This window comes from Eubacterium sp. AM05-23 (assembly GCF_003477535.1).
GTDB classification, from domain to species: domain Bacteria; phylum Bacillota; class Clostridia; order Eubacteriales; family Eubacteriaceae; genus Eubacterium; species Eubacterium maltosivorans.
In genome coordinates this window covers 1-16,572 of the sequence record NZ_QUDF01000017.1, presented here as the reverse complement: position 1 = coordinate 16,572, position 16,572 = coordinate 1, and the positions used below count along the sequence as shown (strand labels likewise).

The following is a 16,572-nucleotide window of genomic DNA, read 5'->3' as shown; positions in this document are numbered from 1 at the left end:
CTCTACACTGCATTTTGATTTACTTTAGCTTAGTACTATCATAGCAATTTTTTATCTGTACGTCAAACATTCATTGAAAATTTTACAAAATATAAACAAGTATTAAGAATTGTTTTGCGTTTTCATCAAAAATAATGAAATTTATAGCACTTCAGGAGTTTTAACTTTAACCTTGATCCAAATTTACTTAGGATCAACACTTTCCAGATAAACTGCCATACTTTAAAGCTTTTGTTAAGTTTAATAACAACGGGGTAAAAATTTTTGAAAAGAACTTGACCATTCTTCTAAAGTGTTATATTATATAAACATACCCCACCCCACGAGGGGTGCTGTTTGGAGGTTATCATATGAAAAAAAATTTTAAAATAGAAGGGATGTCCTGTACGGCCTGTGCTGCTGCCATCGAACGAACCGTAAATAAAATGGATGGTGTGGAGGACGCTGTGGTCAATTATGCCACCGAAAATTTGTCTGTGACCTATGATGACAGCTCGGTTCATGCTCCGGCGATTGTCTCCGCTATCGAGAAAATCGGTTATGGTGCAGTGCCCGAACAGGATGCCTCTCCATCCGGTAAAAGCACTGTCAAGAATACAGCCGGTGAAAATGCCCAAAAGCAAATGAAAGAGCTCCAGACTCGGCTCATTATTTCATTAATTTTTACCATTCCTTTATTCTACCTGTCTATGGGTCCTATGATTGGGCTGCCTGTTCCCGCTTTTTTAGATGGCGATATGAATCGCCTGGTCAACACAATTACTCAGATGCTTTTAACCCTGCCTGTTGTTTATATGGGTGCGCATTTTTATAAGGATGGTTACAAAGCCCTCTGGAAACGCATTCCAAATATGGACTCTCTGGTGGCCGTTGGAACCAGCGCTTCTTTTCTTTATGGTATTTATGTATTGTACCAATTGGCCTGGGGCTATTCGTACGGCGATATGTCCATGGTGCATCACTTCGCCCACGAGATTTATTTTGAAGGGACCGCGGTTATTTTAACCCTTATCACCTTAGGAAAATACATGGAAGCCCGCGCTAAAGGAAAAACTTCCCAGGCTATTGAAAAACTTATTGCCCTGGCTCCAGATACCGCTCTCATAGAGCGCGGTAATACAGAGATCGAAATCCCCATTGATGATGTACGCCTTGGCGATACCGTCGTCATTAAGCCTGGTGATCGTATTCCAGTGGATGGTGAAATTATTTCTGGTCATTCCAGTGTCGACGAGTCCCTGCTTACTGGTGAGAGCATTCCGGTAGAAAAGGAAACCGGTGACCACGTTATCTGTGGCAGCATCAATAAAACTGGCGCTTTTAAGTTTCGCGCCACCAAAATTGGTGATGATACTACGCTTAGCAAGATTATCCATCTTGTAGAAGAGGCCCAGTCCTCTAAAGCCCCGATCGCCAAAATTGCTGACCAGATTAGCCGTTATTTTGTACCAGCTGTTATGGGAATTGCCGCCTTATCCTTTGTCGTCTGGCTGCTCCTCGGTTATGAGTTCTCCTTTGCATTGTCGATGGGCATTTCAGTACTCGTTATATCATGTCCCTGCGCCCTCGGACTGGCGACACCGACAGCCATCATGGTAGGCACCGGCAAAGGCGCTGAGCAGGGCATTCTTTTTAAAAATGGCCCTGCCCTTGAAACACTCGGAAAAGCCGATGCCGTTGTTTTTGATAAAACCGGCACCATCACCATTGGCAAGCCTTCCATTACAGATATTGTTCCCTTGGGCAGTACAGATGAAGAGACACTTCTTCAGCTTGTTGCTTCCATTGAGGCTAAATCAGAACATCCTCTGAGTGAAGCCATCGTGGAAGGGGCTAACGAAAGGGGCATTGCGTTACGAGAAGTGTCCGATTTTAATGCTATCCCCGGCCTCGGCGTCGAGGGTACTGTAGATACCCGTTTTATTACAATCGGCAACCAGAAGCTTATGAAAGGTTCCGGCATTGACCCCGATACTCAGACTGAGCTTTACAACAGTCTCTCTGACGCTGGTAAAACGCCCTTGTTTATCGGTGAAGGCAATGAACTGATTGGCATAATCGCCGTTGCGGATACGCTTAAGGAGAATTCGTCAAATGCTATCGCTCAGCTTAAGGCTATGGGCACTCAGGTATATATGCTAACCGGTGATAATGAGCGGACTGCACGTGCCATCGGCGCAAAAATCAATATTGATCACGTTATTGCTAACGTTCTGCCGGAGGAAAAGGCTGACCTGATTAAAAAACTTCAGACTGAAGGCAAACAGGTTATTATGGTCGGTGACGGCATCAATGATGCTCCTGCCCTGGCACAAAGCGATATCGGCATTGCCATTGGCAACGGAACCGATGTAGCCATCGAATCTGCTGATGTTATCCTCATGCAGAACGACCTTTTGCAGATCGTAGCAGCTATTCAGCTGAGTAAAGCGACGATTCGAAATATCAAGCAAAACTTGTTCTGGGCCTTTATTTACAATACCATCGGTATTCCGTTGGCTGCTGGTATTCTCTACCTTCCCTTCGGCCTCAAACTGAACCCGATGTTTGCCGCAGCGGCCATGAGCCTGAGCTCAGTTTCCGTTGTGCTGAACGCACTTTCTCTGAAAGGCTTTAAGCCAAAATTTATCTCTGTGAATGACCTGCCGTCTATCCAAACGGATGTGACGGTTGTCAATAATCAAATTAATAACAGTGATTCGATAATGGAATCACAGAAAGAAGGAATAACAATGACTAAAAAATTACATGTAAATGACATGAGCTGCAAACACTGCGTAAAACGTGTTGAAGACACTTTAAATGCCATTGACGGCGTTTCAAATGTTCAGGTTTCTCTGGAAGATGCCCAGGTTACCATGGATGTGACAGATGCCGTTACTGACAAAATGCTGTGCGATGCTCTGGATGAAGCTGGCTATCCCGCCTCTGTCATTACTGAGTGACCCTCATGGAAGGCATTGACCGCACCAAGGAGCTCAATCTTTTAAAAACCGCAAGGGGCCAGATAGACGGCATTATAAAAATGCTGGAAGAAGACCGCTATTGCATTGACGTATCCAAACAAGTATTGGCGGTACAGGCTCTTTTAAAAAAGGCCAATCTGCAGATTCTCGAACAACATATGCATCACTGTGTTACAGATGCCTTCGAAAACGGCAGCAAGGAAGACCGCAATACCAAGATTGAGGAGATTATTACTATTTTGGATAAATATTACAAATAATAAAAAAGCCCCGAACGGGGCTTTTTTATTATGCATTGCTTTTCACAAAAAAACAGGTTCCGGACATATCAGTCTGGAACCTGTTCAGGGAAAATTTGGGGAGAGTAAAATTTTTAAATAAGAGGTTGTATGCTCCTTTAGATATATACCCTTTTACCAAAATTTAAACATTTTATATTCCCTTTCTTTTTTGACTCGTATGGGTATATAGCATTCTACGAAAGCGAGGTTTAAATCATGCAAAAAAATATCATTGACACTAAAAAACTCGAAACGGTACTCAAGCAAGCCTACAGCGCCGCAGAAAGTGATCAGTCTGGCGCTAACGCTTCTTATATTCCCGCCTTGGCCAAGGTTCCTTCCAATCTGTTTGGGCTGACCGCTGTAACATCAGATGGTACAGTAATTGAGACAGGTGACACCAGCTATCCCTTTGCCATTGAATCTATTTCCAAAGTCTTTTCCATGGCGCTTGTCATGGAAGCCGTCGGAGCTCAGGAAATGTTAAAAAAGGTGGGCGCAGACCCGACAGGCCTTCCCTTTAACTCTGTAATGGCACTGGAACTGCACCGCGGCAAGCCACTCTCGCCACTGGTAAACGCCGGCGCCATGGCTACTGTCAGTCTGTTGCCTGCCGCCAATTCCGATGAAAAATGGCAGAAAATTCTTGATGGTTACAGCCAATTTGCTGGCCACAGCCTTGAAGTGATGAATGCTGTGTATACCTCAGAGGCTGCCACCAACAGCCATAACAAAGGCATCGCCTGGCTCATGTCAAGCTATGGCACGCTTTATGACGATCCAGATATCACCTGCGATATTTACACCAGGCAATGCTCTGTTGCCATAACCTGTAAAGATCTGGCGGTTATGGGAGCTACACTGGCCAATGGCGGCGTAAACCCAATTACTGAAAAAGCTGTTATAAATCCCGAATTTTTACCACATATTTTTGCTGAAATGACCATGGAAGGTCTCTATGGTGCTTCGGGTGATTTCGCCTATACCGTAGGACTTCCTGGTAAGAGCGGCGTGGGCGGTGGCTTGCTGGCGGTAGTACCCGGTCAGTTGGCACTTTCTGCCTTCAGTCCGAGGCTTGACCCCATCGGTAACAGTGTCCGAGGGCAAAAAGCTTTGCGTTTTATTTCTGATGCCCTCGATCTTTCACTTTACCGATAATCAGGTACAAGATACCGCGAACTTCTTATTCTTATTTAAAAATAATCGGAACCGCAACCAAGCCTGCCTGTTCTACTCCAATTTCACACAGCATCTTACGGGTAGAACAAAAACTCCGGTAAAACAAATCAAAAAGTGTTTTGGAAAACAAAGCCGCGTCCTTATTATCCAGACTGTTTTCAAACCTTTCAGCCATTTCTGCCCACCAGACAATGTTTTCATCGCCAGTACTCTCAAGCCGCAGAACACTCCCTTTTAGTGTCATAAGAGTCAGCTTGCTGTATATCTCCCTGACCGCCGCAAAAGGAGCACAATGGACGATGGCCTGTAAACAAGCTGCAAAGGTCTGTATTTTTGACCGCTCATCACCCTTTAGTTTTAAGGCTTCCTTAATCTTCTGGAGGGCATTTTCATCAAAAAATGGAAAAACACTAAGTGCAACAGACTCACCGGTAATAGCCAGAATCTGCAGGGCTTCTAAAAACTGAATCAGATTTCTGTCCATTGTCATATCCTTCATTTTGTATAAAATCGTCCGGTCTCCCGGGAAAATCACTTTTGTTCCAACACCATTGATGTTTTTTGCTACGCCCAGCTCATTAAGAATACTTATGGTTCGACGTATAGTAATCGGGGATACATGATAAATATCCGCCAGCAGCCTGCCCTGCGGCAGGTAGCTGTCTACCGGATAGACCCCTTGGTTAATTTTACAGATCAGATCAATGGCGATGTCATCACAATACCGTTTACGGCCCTTTTGAGGTTCCCAAGAAAAAGCTTCGGTCTGAGCACACTGGCCGTCCTCATTCTGATTAATATCGAAAAATCCTTTTAAATAATAGCTTAATTGTGAAAGCTGCTCAAAGCCATTTGTATATTCCTTTTTTTGGATACACCGAATGGCATTGAGCAGATATTTTCTTACTTTTTCCAAAGCCATATCGCCCTGGCCATCATTCACATCTTTCATCCGGTCCACGAGTACTGTTCCCACAAAAGCATCAACATCTGTAAACAAGTACATCAGCATCTGATTTTTCATAGGTTGTAAAGATACTTCAAAACCCTTATAAAGGCTAAACAACAGCGGCTCCTGATCACTGGTAAGCAGCTGTTCCAGTTCAGCGAGCTGTTTTTCATCCATCAAACTTAATCCCTGTAGCCTGGATAAGGGGGAAAAATGACAGAGACTTTCATAAAGATCCTTCAATACCCCCCTGCGCTCTTCAAAGTCCAGTGTTTTTTCTGCGGTTTCATCTGGCTGCCATATTATTTCTGCTGTTTTCCCCTTGCTCAGCTGGACATACCCGTCCTTTTCCAATGTTTTTAAGGCGATCTGGGCTGGACAATAGGACACGTTAAAATGATCGGCGATCTCCTTAACCGTTGGAAAACGGTCTCCACTTTTATAATTGCCCATCTTGATCTGTCTTAGCAGAAAATGATATATCATTTTCTGTTGACTTTTTTCTGCTGCCATAAAATTCCTCCTTTTTTTCATTCTAACACACTTTATTTTCAAAATCCAGCATTGCCATAGCTTCAAAAGCATCTATTAGGAATCCCAAATAAGAATGATAACCGATACCGTTTAAACCCTTTGCTTCCGCCATATATACTCATCCGGGCAAAAACAACGGCATCCACTGGTATTGCTTGCAATTTTCACGGTCCCTGAGAGCCATAAAATTCACACCACAATTTATCACATTTCCATTGCTTTTACCATCACACTGGATTATAATTCTATTCAATGGTTGTTTACGTTATCAGGAGGTTAAATATGAAAGTTTTAATTATTTCGTCCAGTCCCAGAAAAGGCGGCAACAGCGAACTGCTGGCCCGTGCCTTTGCGCAGGGGCTTCAGCAAAAGGATCATGTCGTTACAATGATTTCCGCTGGTCACATGAAAATAAACGGATGCCTGGCTTGCGATCAATGTTACGCCGAGGCCGATGCACCTTGTGTTCAAAAAGATGATTTTTGGAAAATTTACCCCATGCTTTTAGCTGCTGACATGGTTGTTCTGGTATCGCCGCTATATTTTTTCAATTTGACTGCCCAGCTAAAAGCAGTCATTGATCGAATGTACGCTTTTTGCAGAAGTAATCATCCAATGCCTTTGGTAGGTAAAAAATCAGTCCTGCTGATGACCGGTGCCAGCAGTGACCTGAAGGATTTTCTTCCCGCCATTGACAGTTATAAGCTAACCGCAGACTACCTGAAATGGCAGGATAAAGGCGTTTTTATCGCTTCTGATGTCTGGAAAAAGGATGATATTCTGGAAAGCGGCTGGCTGGAACAAGTCCTCGCCTTTGGGCAAAGCTTTTAACGATTAACAATGTTCCTACAAAGCCAGGATATCTTTCTACTGGCTGGCTTTTATTTTTTATACTGCCAGGAGGCTCGCTTTGTACACAATTTCAAAAAAAAATCTACAGTGTATTGCGCCATTATTTAAAGGTTGGAATGAAACACCAGTATGGTCCTGCCTTCAAGGCCATCTCGGTCAGGCTTTTGCAGATAATCCCGACACCCCCAGGTCTGCCCAGATCTTAATCGGCGATTTTTGTTTTTTTGCCGGCATACCTGATCCAGAGCTGATCAATAACATTCCTGATCCGAGCAGGGTTCCCGTCATTACCCTGATCACGCGCCAGGAAAGCTGGCATTCATTAATCGAATCTACCTACGATGGACGATACGTAAAATTTATACGTTATGCTCTAAAAAAAGAACCCGAAGCCTTCAATCAAGAACAGCTTCGGGTTAATCTTACAGGCCTTCCCCAGGACTGCGAAATTTGTCGAATTGACGGTACGCTTTACCGCACTCTGCGAAATGAAGAATGGTCTAAAGATTTATGTTTTCAGTTTAAAAACGCACAGGATTATGCACAAAACGGTCTCGGATTTGTCATCATTAAAAACCATGAAGTCATTGCCGGAGCTTCCTCCTATACTTATTACGATGACGGTATCGAAATCCAGATCGATACTAAACGCCCCTATCGAAGACAAGGTTTGGCACGGATTGTAGGCTCACGCCTTATTTTAGAATGCCTGCAGCAAAACCGCTATCCCAGCTGGGATGCTGCCAGCCAGGAATCCCTGGGCCTTGCAGAGAGCCTTGGCTACTGTCTGGAGGCGCCTTACACAGCATATGCCGTGGGTGATATGGCCCTTTTGTCCGCACCACGCTAAAAGTGTGTATCTTGTGCAGATCAATTCATTTTACATTGTTTGTCAGTTACATTGTTTTTATCAACAAAATTATATCTTTCTGGGTGTATCGAAATGATTATCGCGCTGATTACCACAAGAACAATCAAAAACATGGCTGGAAGGCCGCCAATATTCGAAAGCATCTTAATGCCGGTAATGCCCTCACCCACCGACATCATAATCCAGGTTACCACAGCTACAATAACACCCCAAACCGCAATCAAATAAGTTGGCGGCTCTGGCGAATCTGGTGCGATTCCTTTGCTGCAAATACCTGCAATGGCCATTGTAGTGGAATCGGCTGCGGTTACAAATGAAATCAAAACCGCTACCAGATACAAAGGAATAAAAATCTGGCTTAAAGGCAAGTTCTTGAAAAGCTGATAAATTACATTTTCATACCCGGCGTTATATGCATCAATGAGACCTGATGCGGGGTTATTCATCAGCTGATTGACCGTCGCTCCAGAGATAATCATGAACCAAACTACACTAAACAGTGCGGTTACAAAAAGGTTCATTGCAATCACATCTTTTATCCTGCGGCCATAGCTAATTCTTCCGAGGAACACCGCCGTCACTGGTGCCCACGCCATCCAGTTTCCCAAATAAAACATCGTCCAATTTTTGGCCCAGGGGTCGCCCTCTGCTGTGCCAGTAAACAGCGTACCACTGAAAAAGGTCGATATAAACTGACCTATGCTTTCAATACCAAAACTAAAAATAAAGACAGTTCCCCCGAACAAGAGTATAAAAGCCAGTATCACAATATACATTGCTACATTTATATTTGACAGATATTTTATACCTCGAGTGATCCCCGTAACTGCGGCAATAATGGTCATACCTCCAATTACCAGAATGATGATTCCCCACACCATTGCATTTGAATCGATGCCGAACAGCTTGCTGAGCCCACCATTGATACTGAGCACGCCTGAAGCCAGAGATGCGGCAAGACCTGTGACCAATGCAAATACACAGATAAAATCCACAGCCTTGCTCACGCCGCTTCTTCCCTTTTCAGGAATAAGCGGCGCAATGACAGAACCCAAGGAGAAGGGCTGCCGCATATTATAATAAACAAAAGCAAAAACGACCGCTAAAATTGTGTAAAGTCCATAGGGCAGGACCGTCCAGTGTCTGAAAACTGCTGCCATGGCAAATAGAGAAGACTCTGGAGTCAGAGCCTCAATACCGCTTGATACCGGAGGATTAAGAATATGCTGTACTGGCTCAGCCGCCCCCCAAAATACAATGCCCGAAGCCACCGTGGTGCAAAGCGTAATACTGAACCAATTCCAGACAGACATTATCGGCTTAGCCCCTTTTCCTCCTATGATTATTTTTCCAAAATGCGAAAAATACAAACCGAGGCACACCAGAAATACTACCAAAGCAGTCAGTAAAAACAGCCATCCGAATTCGTCCAATATCCACGCATACAGCGTACTGGTTAAGCTTACAAACGCCACGTTATCAAGAAAAGCTAATATAATGCAGACGCAAAAAAGAAATACTGACGGTAAAAAAACAATTAAATTAATCTTTTGATGCTTCATTGTTTCCTCCTAAAGAAAAAAGCGGCCAAACAGACGGGCCGCTTATAAGTACGATCATTTTTCATGAATCAGTTGGTTTTTCTTTCCTCTTTTATAAATAACAAGTGCCAGAACAATTGCAATCACACCCCAAATTGCAATCCAGGCAAAAATCATATTAAAGCCTGTTACAGGGTCTTTATCAAGCCATGATCCCATTAGAGATGTAATAAAAGCGTCTGGAATAAAACCAATAAACGATACAATGCCGCTGGCGATACCAGTCATAGCTACAGGAATACCGCTTTCACCCATAATGGAAAAATATACAGATTTCATCATAAAATACAATAACGACAAAACCATAGTGACAATGATTGCCAGAGTAACAAGATTAGATAAAAATGGTGTCGCAACAGCACAAACGATGATAGCGATCAAAACATAAACTAAAAATATCAATCTCGATTTAAACTTATCTGCGATGATTCCAGCCCCAATGCCTGCTACAACCGTTAAGACGTAGCTTCGTATAATAGCCAAACTGCTGGATACAGAAGCCGAGACGCCTAAAATCTGTGTAGTATAAGTTCCAAGATAATTAATGCCCGCAGCAATAATAGAATAGCAGCTGAAAATAAAGAGCCCCATTAGCCAGACACCTGGTAGTTTCAAAGCCTTCAGGATGCTTCCTTTCTCTTTCTTCCCCTCATTCTCTTTTTCTTCGCGTGAAACATTTTTAGGAAGAAAAATAATAGCTAACGCCGCAAAAATAATATAGACCACTGCTCCGATAATCAAAATAGCCCTAAATCCACCAACGGCATCGGCAAAAAGACTCAGTATCCAGACAAATACAAAACCTGTTACTGTAGAAACAATACCGCGCATCGCTTCACTGATCCCAAAAAGCTTCCCCTGTTCTTCCTCAGTTCCCAGATTTCTTAACACTGCGATATATGGTGACCACAATGTTGCTGTTGTAAAGAAGGCAAATAAAATATAGATAACGAGTAATGCGCCGTAGCTTGGAAAGCTTGCCTGCCAAAAGGTCATCGCCGCTGTTCCGATGAAAGACGCTGCCAGTAAAAGTTTAGGACTAAACTTTTCTGCCAAAAAACCGCTGATTGGATAACAAAATAATGCAACGAGACCATATACCGCACCTAAATTGCCAAGTTCCATATTGGTAAGCTGAAACGCAGCAATCGTTTGATCATAAAACGTAAATCGAATATATGGAATAAAATAAATAATCCCGACCATAAAACTGATTAATACAACCAGAAAATTCCTCTTCCCTTTTGATAATTCCATGATTTTCTCCTCTAAAATTTGATATCCTGAAATTGAGTAATACAGCGATCCTCGTCTCTCAGGTACTTGTCCAAAAGCATTCTTTTCTCTTTTGTAACCTCCGGTGGAACATAGGCGTTCAATCTTTTTTGAACAGCTTTCCTCACATAACCAATCAAGTCCTGCTCTGTCTCAGAACGCCAATTACCAAGAGATTCTTTATTTAAATAACGGCTGTCGTAGAATTCTTTTTTTATAATTTTAAGCATACGAGTATTAAAGTAGCTTCCTCTGGGGCCTGCGTTCTTTACAGCATCATAACAGCTTGCTTCCTCTGAACAGTCTATTCCACGATATAATCGCGCCAGCATTTCAATAATCTCTTCATCGATCAGATATTTTTCGAGACAAAACACTTTTTCATGATCAAGACCGCCCAACGAAAAATTCATTATGTCGCTTTGAAGATCATCAAACATCTCCCGGTAACGCGCCATAGCTTCAATACCAGCAACGACATTTGGTATCTGTGCATTAAGAGGAAGATTGCTCATCATAAACGGCACTTGATAATACCTCCATACCTGTGCAGTCAGCCCTAAAATGCTTTTGCTCATAACACTTACCGCCTCTTTATCGTTATAACCTCTGGATATCTGATTAGACAATGTAAAGATTACAGCCTGCCCACTAAAAAGCTTTTGAATAATACAGCAGTAACCTAAAGCTACAGCATTGATTCGAACACATAGCGCTTCTTCTGTTATTAATTCATTCTCTTTTATCGTGCTGTGGATACTTAATAAAATTACCTGATGAAACCCCGCTACACATTCCAAACACTCTATCTGCCTCCACGTAACCGCGCTGTCATCATATACCTCCACTGGAACTGCCAGCTGGTACTCATTTCTTTGCTCAAAATAGTCGCCGATGAGTTGAAGTGATTCATACAGATCTATTTTATTAACACATTTTCCCGGAAGAACGACCACAGATTTATTACTGTGTTTGAGTAGAAAAGCTAGTTGTTCTGCCTGGCTCCGATAGCTGGAAAACCAGGGATAGTACGCCGAAAAATCTATAATACGACTGGTATCGACAAGTTTAAAAATATCAATACCATCTTCCTTGTGAAAAGTATGTGCGTTGTTGTCTTTTAAAAATAATTCTGATATGCCTGTAAATCCATAGTAGCTTTTTAACCCTCCAAGGTCTAAGTCAGACACATCCGTTTTCAGTTGGATTACCGAAGGACATAATTTTAGAGCATGCTCGATTTCATAATCCCTAAACTTTATTCGGCCCCCTTCCACCGTAAACCCTCGCTTTCTAAGCCAATCCTCCAGTTTTTTATCTTCCAAAGGCAGACCGTTTTTCTTTAAAAAGGCTTTTGACTGTTCATGGAGACTCCCATTTTGTTCAAAGTAATTTTTTTCAGCGCACATACTTAACCTCTTTGTTTTATTAAATTCTTTCTTTATATATTTCTGGCAGATAAGGCATTAAAAGTTCATTTTGTTCTTTGGTGATCTCCGGCGGCATGTAACTGTTAATACGGCTTCTCACAGCTTCATGAAGGGTGTCCCTCAAAGGTGTCCCCCCCTGTGCCTGCCATTGATTTGGATCGTCCTTATTCAGATATTTAGGTAAAACAAATTCTTCCCGATACATTTTGGGTGTTCTGCCTGTTACAAAAGTTCCACGCGGCCCTGCCTCTTGAAGTTCCTTAAAGCAGAGTTTCTTTTCAGTAATATCCACACCTTTTATTAATCGTCTGACGTAATCCCAAATTTCCTCATCTACCAAAAATTTTTCAAAACTGATGACATTGAATGAACCAATCGTACCGCAGCTATGCATAACCAAATCTGGATTACACTCTTCAGTTGTCTGAATCATCAGCATAGATTCCAGACCTGCCTGCATGTCCATATCTTTAGCGTCACTCAAGCCTCCACCGGTTCTGAAAGGCAGATTGTAATAATCAGCAAGACCTGCGGTGGCATAGCTGACAAGCGCTGTCTCTGGCGCACCGATACTCAATTGAATGGTACGAAGGTTTGTCGAACCCGAGGTGTTTCCGTATAAAACTGGCGTTCCAGGGTTAATGAGCTGTATAAGTGTCAAGCCTGCTAATATTTCTGCATTTGTTTGAGCAACCATTGAAGCGACCGACGCCGGCGCAGTCATCATCGGCATAGCACATGGACAAATCCAGATCGGCTGGTTCTCTGCACAGATACCCAACAGCTTTTCAATGGGATCATGATCATATGTCAAAGGTGAAATCGGGTTAATATCACCAAGAGCTACATACCCATCAATGCCGTAGAACCGCTTAACAAGCTGATAGCCTTCCTGGGTAACTTCACGGACTGAACGGTTCTCAGGCATGTGGAAGGTATCTACCTTCAACATAATATTGCGTTGATTGCAGTATTTCAGTGACATAGCAATCAAGTAAAACATTTTTTGCTCTGTTGTAAATCCTTTTAGATCAGGAAGATAATTCAGATAACCGACATTGACAACCGGGCTGGTGTCTGCAAGTTTGAATTGATCAATGGTATCTTTATTATCCATTTTGCGTATTTTACCTTTTTCTGAAATATAAATATTTCCCATTGCCGGCATACGTACCTTCGATCCACCGCCCAGATTAATGGTTTTGCCTTCACCTATATTCACTTCGAAGCTTTCTGGTACTTTCTTTAAAGATTTGCTTAGCAAGGCTTCATCAATAAAAACAATATCCCCATCAACCTTTGCACCATGCTTTTTAAAAAGCTCGATAGCTGTTTCATGTTCAAATTTAACTCCGATTTCACTTAATATTTTTACACTTTCTTCATGAATCGTTTGAATATCATTCTTAGAAATAAATCGTTCGTATGGTTTCATAGTCTCCCCTTTAACACCTATTATAATAGATTTGTCAAAGAGCCCTCCTTTAAAAATAAAATCATCTTTTAAAACATCGCGATATTAAGTTGTACATGTAGCACATAGAAGGCCTTTAAAAAATAAACGCGGTACTCCGTGTTTATTTTTTATGTTGTACATATTACACATAGAATATATCAGGATTTACTCTTTCTGTCAACCCTATTTTTCATGAATCTGTAATTTTAAGTCATGGTTTGCCACATAAATTTCGCTTAAACCCACAAACGACTTCTTTTCAGTGTAATACTCCCGCCTTATTTTATAAAGGATACTCTCTTCTGCCAAAATCATAGCCTTGCGAATCTCCTCTTTGCCCAGATCTATTTTTAATGAAAGTTTTTTATAAATTGCAGGGCTCTCCATTACAAGATCCATTTCTCCAATCCATTTTTCAGCGTTAATACTTTTCAGACGCATATGAGCGTTGTACAGAATATAGTCGATTTTATACAATACCGGAAATGCCCCTGCCGTATAGATACGATGGCATTCAATATATTTTTTGTGATAAAACCTTGAATCCTTAACTTTTTTATTATCTGGTCCTTTTTTAAACATTACCAGCTTATAAGCTGTGACTGGCTCTTTTAAATTGCTGAATTCATTAAATTTAAGAATAAACCGTTTTTCCTCGATAGAGCTTACAAAAACACCGACTCTTTTTTTACTGTAAATATAGCCTTCTTTTTTTAAAATATCCAGACTTTTTCGAATCGTAGAATCGCTTGCATTATATTCACTGCATAATTCAAGTACTGAAGGCAGTCTCTGTTCAGGCTTAAAAATATTTTCTTCAATTTTTTCACGGATATCACTTGCAATAAGCTCATAAGCTGTAAAATGATTGTTCACTGTCAAACCGATACCCCTTTAATTTCACTTTCATTCCATTTTATATAAATTTTATTCCATCCCAGTGGGATTTTGTCTCGGTCACTGATGATGATATCTAAAACCATCAAAGGCTCCGGAGCTTCCATCTGCATTACTCTGCACAAAAAATCATCTGCCATCATTGAGGACAGATAAATTTCCTCTGTCATTTCGTACTGAGAAATTTTATTTTTTAAAATATCTCTCAAACTATTATAATTCAGGTTCTCCTCTTTCAAAGGAATCCCCAGAAAATACGGGATGTTTTTAACATCAAAAGCGACAACCTGAGCGTCTCTTTTCAGCTGAGACTGAATTCGTAGAACCTTATCTGTTGGCGCCACCTGCAAATTATATACAAGGTAAACATCTGGCGAGAGAATGGTGGCTTCATATAATTCTGATTTATCAAATCCCTTGTAAATAATGTCTCCAAGTCTAAAGTTAACTTCATAATTATCCTTATTTAAGACATGTACAAAGGTTCCTTTACCCGGCACTGTATATAAATAGCCATCCTCTACAAGCTCTATAATCGCTCTTCGAACGGTTCGCCGGCTTACACTGTATTCGGTGCACAACTCCTTTTCGGAAGGAAGCAGTTCATTCGATTTATAAATATTGCTTTGTATCTTCTGTTTTATGTTCTCTATAATTTCTGTATACTTCGTATATTCACCCATCGCTGTTCATCCACTTTTGACATATTTCGACACCCTGAATCGCATCATCTGTAAAACCGTCTGCTCCTACCTCCCTACAGACAGCCGCATCTACTACACTGCCGCCAATAATGATTTTCACCTGATCTCTGAGCCCTTCTTGTGTAATGGCATCAACTGCTTTCCGCAGATGGCTGATAGCTCCGGTAAGCACTGCGCTGATCCCCACAATATCTGGGTTAAGCTCTTTTATTTTCTGACAGAATACTTCAGGCTTTACATTAACGCCAAGATCAATGACCTGAAATCCTGAAGTGGAGGCAACACTTTTAAACAGCGATTTCCCAATATCGTGCATGTCGCTCTCAATCGTTCCAATAACAATTATCCCATCTTTCAACGCTGACTTTTCAATGGATTTTGAAATATCAATACAGTCCATCTCCATCACCTGTTCATAGAGAATGCCCGCCATCATTAAGTCCGATAAGGTATACTCTCCAGTCTCGTACTTTTTTCCAATAATATCCAGTGCTTCATTCAGTGCTTCCACAACTTTTTTCTTTTCGATTCCTGCCTTTATCAAACGTTGTATGGTTATAACCACCTTATCTTCATCCAGCTCAATGAAAAAGGATACAAGTGCCTCTAACATTTTTTAATCACCTCATCTTTATAATTCATTATATCTTAGCAGCTTTTGAATGTAAATAAATCAGCAGAAAAAACGCAATAAAGCCCAGAACAGTGCTCACTGTCCTAGGCTTTCACTGATTAGAATGTAATAATCTCCGGTGCTTCCGTAAATGAGGAAAATGTCGCAGTGGCATCTTTCATGTAAAACACCTGGGTATTATCATCCGTTGCAGAATACATATTCTGCAGCTCTGGATAACTGTCTAACATATGTTGTCTGGCCTCTACACGGTCATCTTCTACAGCAACAGCCTGCACTCTCAGCCATTTTTGACCATTAAAAGCGCACAGCTCAATTTTGGGATTCTTTATTATCTGCTTTGAAACGTCCTTTACCTTTCCTGTCTGAATATAGAGCTTGTCCTCAAAAAGATCAATCGTCCCAAAGGGGCGCACCCTTGGCTGGTCGCCATCTGTTGTAGCCAGATAGTAGGTGTTACACTTTTTCAAAAAATCATAAACTTTCTGCATGATCCTTCACCCTTTCGAATTTAATATTGTATTCTTAATTATACCACATATCCTAAAATTGACCTGAAAATAAAAAAGCCGTCAAACAAAATTTTCTGTTTAACGGCATCACTTATTTATATTTCACCAAATCCGCCTCTGACCAATTCTGCCAATGCCTCAACTGCTGCGTTTTCATCCTCACCTTCTGCGCTGATTTCGATCTCGCAGCCTTTCGGCAGCCCCATGGCCATAACAGCGATAACAGACTTTCCATTGCCCTCTTTTTCATTTACTCCCAGGCGTTTGAGCATAATTTTTGATTGATAACTGCCTGCAACCTTACAGAACTCCGCTGCTGGACGCGCATGCAGTCCGGTAGGGTTTACAACAGTCAGCTTTTGTGTATACATTTTGCTGTCTCCTGTTACAATAAATTTGCGGCAAGTAGCTTAGCAGCCTGCTAAGGACTT

15 protein-coding genes are annotated in these 16,572 nt (G+C 41.6%); 5 read left to right on the top strand and 10 right to left on the bottom strand.

The genetic code is table 11. From position 1 onward, the window contains the following. Window positions 1-350 precede the first annotated feature (350 nt). The 3 genes from DW091_RS18280 to glsA all read left to right on the top strand — a co-directional run bounded on the left by DW091_RS18280 (window position 351) and on the right by glsA (window position 4,405). Window positions 351-2,945: a heavy metal translocating P-type ATPase gene (locus tag DW091_RS18280; protein ID WP_118518909.1), complete on the top strand. Its 2,595-nt coding sequence runs from the start codon at window positions 351-353 to the stop codon at window positions 2,943-2,945. A gap of 5 nt (window positions 2,946-2,950) precedes the next feature. Further along, window positions 2,951-3,226 carry a metal-sensing transcriptional repressor gene (locus DW091_RS18275; protein ID WP_058694303.1) on the top strand — a complete coding sequence of 92 codons (276 nt, stop codon included), beginning with the start codon at window positions 2,951-2,953 and terminating at the stop codon, window positions 3,224-3,226. A gap of 237 nt (window positions 3,227-3,463) precedes the next feature. Beyond that, complete coding sequence (gene glsA, locus DW091_RS18270; protein ID WP_118518908.1) at window positions 3,464-4,405, top strand: glutaminase A; 942 nt, start codon at window positions 3,464-3,466, stop codon at window positions 4,403-4,405. Between the two features lie 31 nt (window positions 4,406-4,436). Here the strand turns inward: glsA and DW091_RS18265 are convergent, their stop codons facing one another. Further along, entirely contained in the window at window positions 4,437-5,888 is a 1,452-nt protein-coding gene (locus DW091_RS18265; RefSeq protein ID WP_058694301.1) for a GntR family transcriptional regulator, read from the bottom strand. 303 nt (window positions 5,889-6,191) lie between these two features. Between DW091_RS18265 and DW091_RS18260 the strand changes: the two genes are divergently transcribed. Both DW091_RS18260 and DW091_RS18255 read left to right on the top strand, forming a co-directional pair. Further along, on the top strand, window positions 6,192-6,740 hold the full coding sequence (locus tag DW091_RS18260) for a flavodoxin family protein (RefSeq protein WP_074617335.1): 549 nt from the start codon (window positions 6,192-6,194) through the stop codon (window positions 6,738-6,740). 79 nt (window positions 6,741-6,819) lie between these two features. Further along, window positions 6,820-7,611: a GNAT family N-acetyltransferase gene (locus tag DW091_RS18255; RefSeq protein WP_118518906.1), complete on the top strand. Its 792-nt coding sequence runs from the start codon at window positions 6,820-6,822 to the stop codon at window positions 7,609-7,611. 20 nt (window positions 7,612-7,631) lie between these two features. Here DW091_RS18255 and DW091_RS18250 read toward each other — a convergent pair whose 3' ends face one another. The 9 genes from DW091_RS18250 to DW091_RS18210 form a co-directional block, all read right to left on the bottom strand. Further along, window positions 7,632-9,194 carry a BCCT family transporter gene (locus DW091_RS18250; protein WP_118518905.1) on the bottom strand — a complete coding sequence of 521 codons (1,563 nt, stop codon included), beginning with the start codon at window positions 9,192-9,194 and terminating at the stop codon, window positions 7,632-7,634. Window positions 9,195-9,248: 54 nt separating this feature from the next. Next, a complete protein-coding gene (locus DW091_RS18245) occupies window positions 9,249-10,490 on the bottom strand; it encodes an MFS transporter (protein WP_096919697.1) in 1,242 nt (413 codons plus the stop codon). A gap of 11 nt (window positions 10,491-10,501) precedes the next feature. Beyond that, window positions 10,502-11,917: a trimethylamine methyltransferase family protein gene (locus DW091_RS18240; RefSeq protein WP_118518904.1), complete on the bottom strand. Its 1,416-nt coding sequence runs from the start codon at window positions 11,915-11,917 to the stop codon at window positions 10,502-10,504. 19 nt (window positions 11,918-11,936) lie between these two features. After that, window positions 11,937-13,373 (bottom strand): trimethylamine methyltransferase family protein, encoded by a 1,437-nt coding sequence (locus tag DW091_RS18235; protein ID WP_058694295.1) that lies wholly within the window; start codon window positions 13,371-13,373, stop codon window positions 11,937-11,939. A gap of 204 nt (window positions 13,374-13,577) precedes the next feature. Further along, entirely contained in the window at window positions 13,578-14,270 is a 693-nt protein-coding gene (locus DW091_RS18230; protein WP_224168847.1) for a GntR family transcriptional regulator, read from the bottom strand. 2 nt (window positions 14,271-14,272) lie between these two features. Further along, the gene (locus DW091_RS18225) at window positions 14,273-14,974 is read right to left on the bottom strand and encodes a GntR family transcriptional regulator (protein ID WP_074617329.1); all 702 of its coding nucleotides are present in this window, start codon (window positions 14,972-14,974) and stop codon (window positions 14,273-14,275) included. Further along, window positions 14,967-15,608 (bottom strand): cobalamin-dependent protein, encoded by a 642-nt coding sequence (locus tag DW091_RS18220; protein WP_058694292.1) that lies wholly within the window; start codon window positions 15,606-15,608, stop codon window positions 14,967-14,969. Before DW091_RS18220 ends, DW091_RS18225 begins: the two co-directional genes overlap by 8 nt. A 119-nt stretch (window positions 15,609-15,727) precedes the next feature. Next, window positions 15,728-16,120 (bottom strand): pyridoxamine 5'-phosphate oxidase family protein, encoded by a 393-nt coding sequence (locus DW091_RS18215; protein WP_074617328.1) that lies wholly within the window; start codon window positions 16,118-16,120, stop codon window positions 15,728-15,730. A gap of 116 nt (window positions 16,121-16,236) precedes the next feature. Continuing rightward, a complete protein-coding gene (locus DW091_RS18210) occupies window positions 16,237-16,512 on the bottom strand; it encodes an HPr family phosphocarrier protein (RefSeq protein WP_118518903.1) in 276 nt (91 codons plus the stop codon). Window positions 16,513-16,572: the final 60 nt, after the last annotated feature.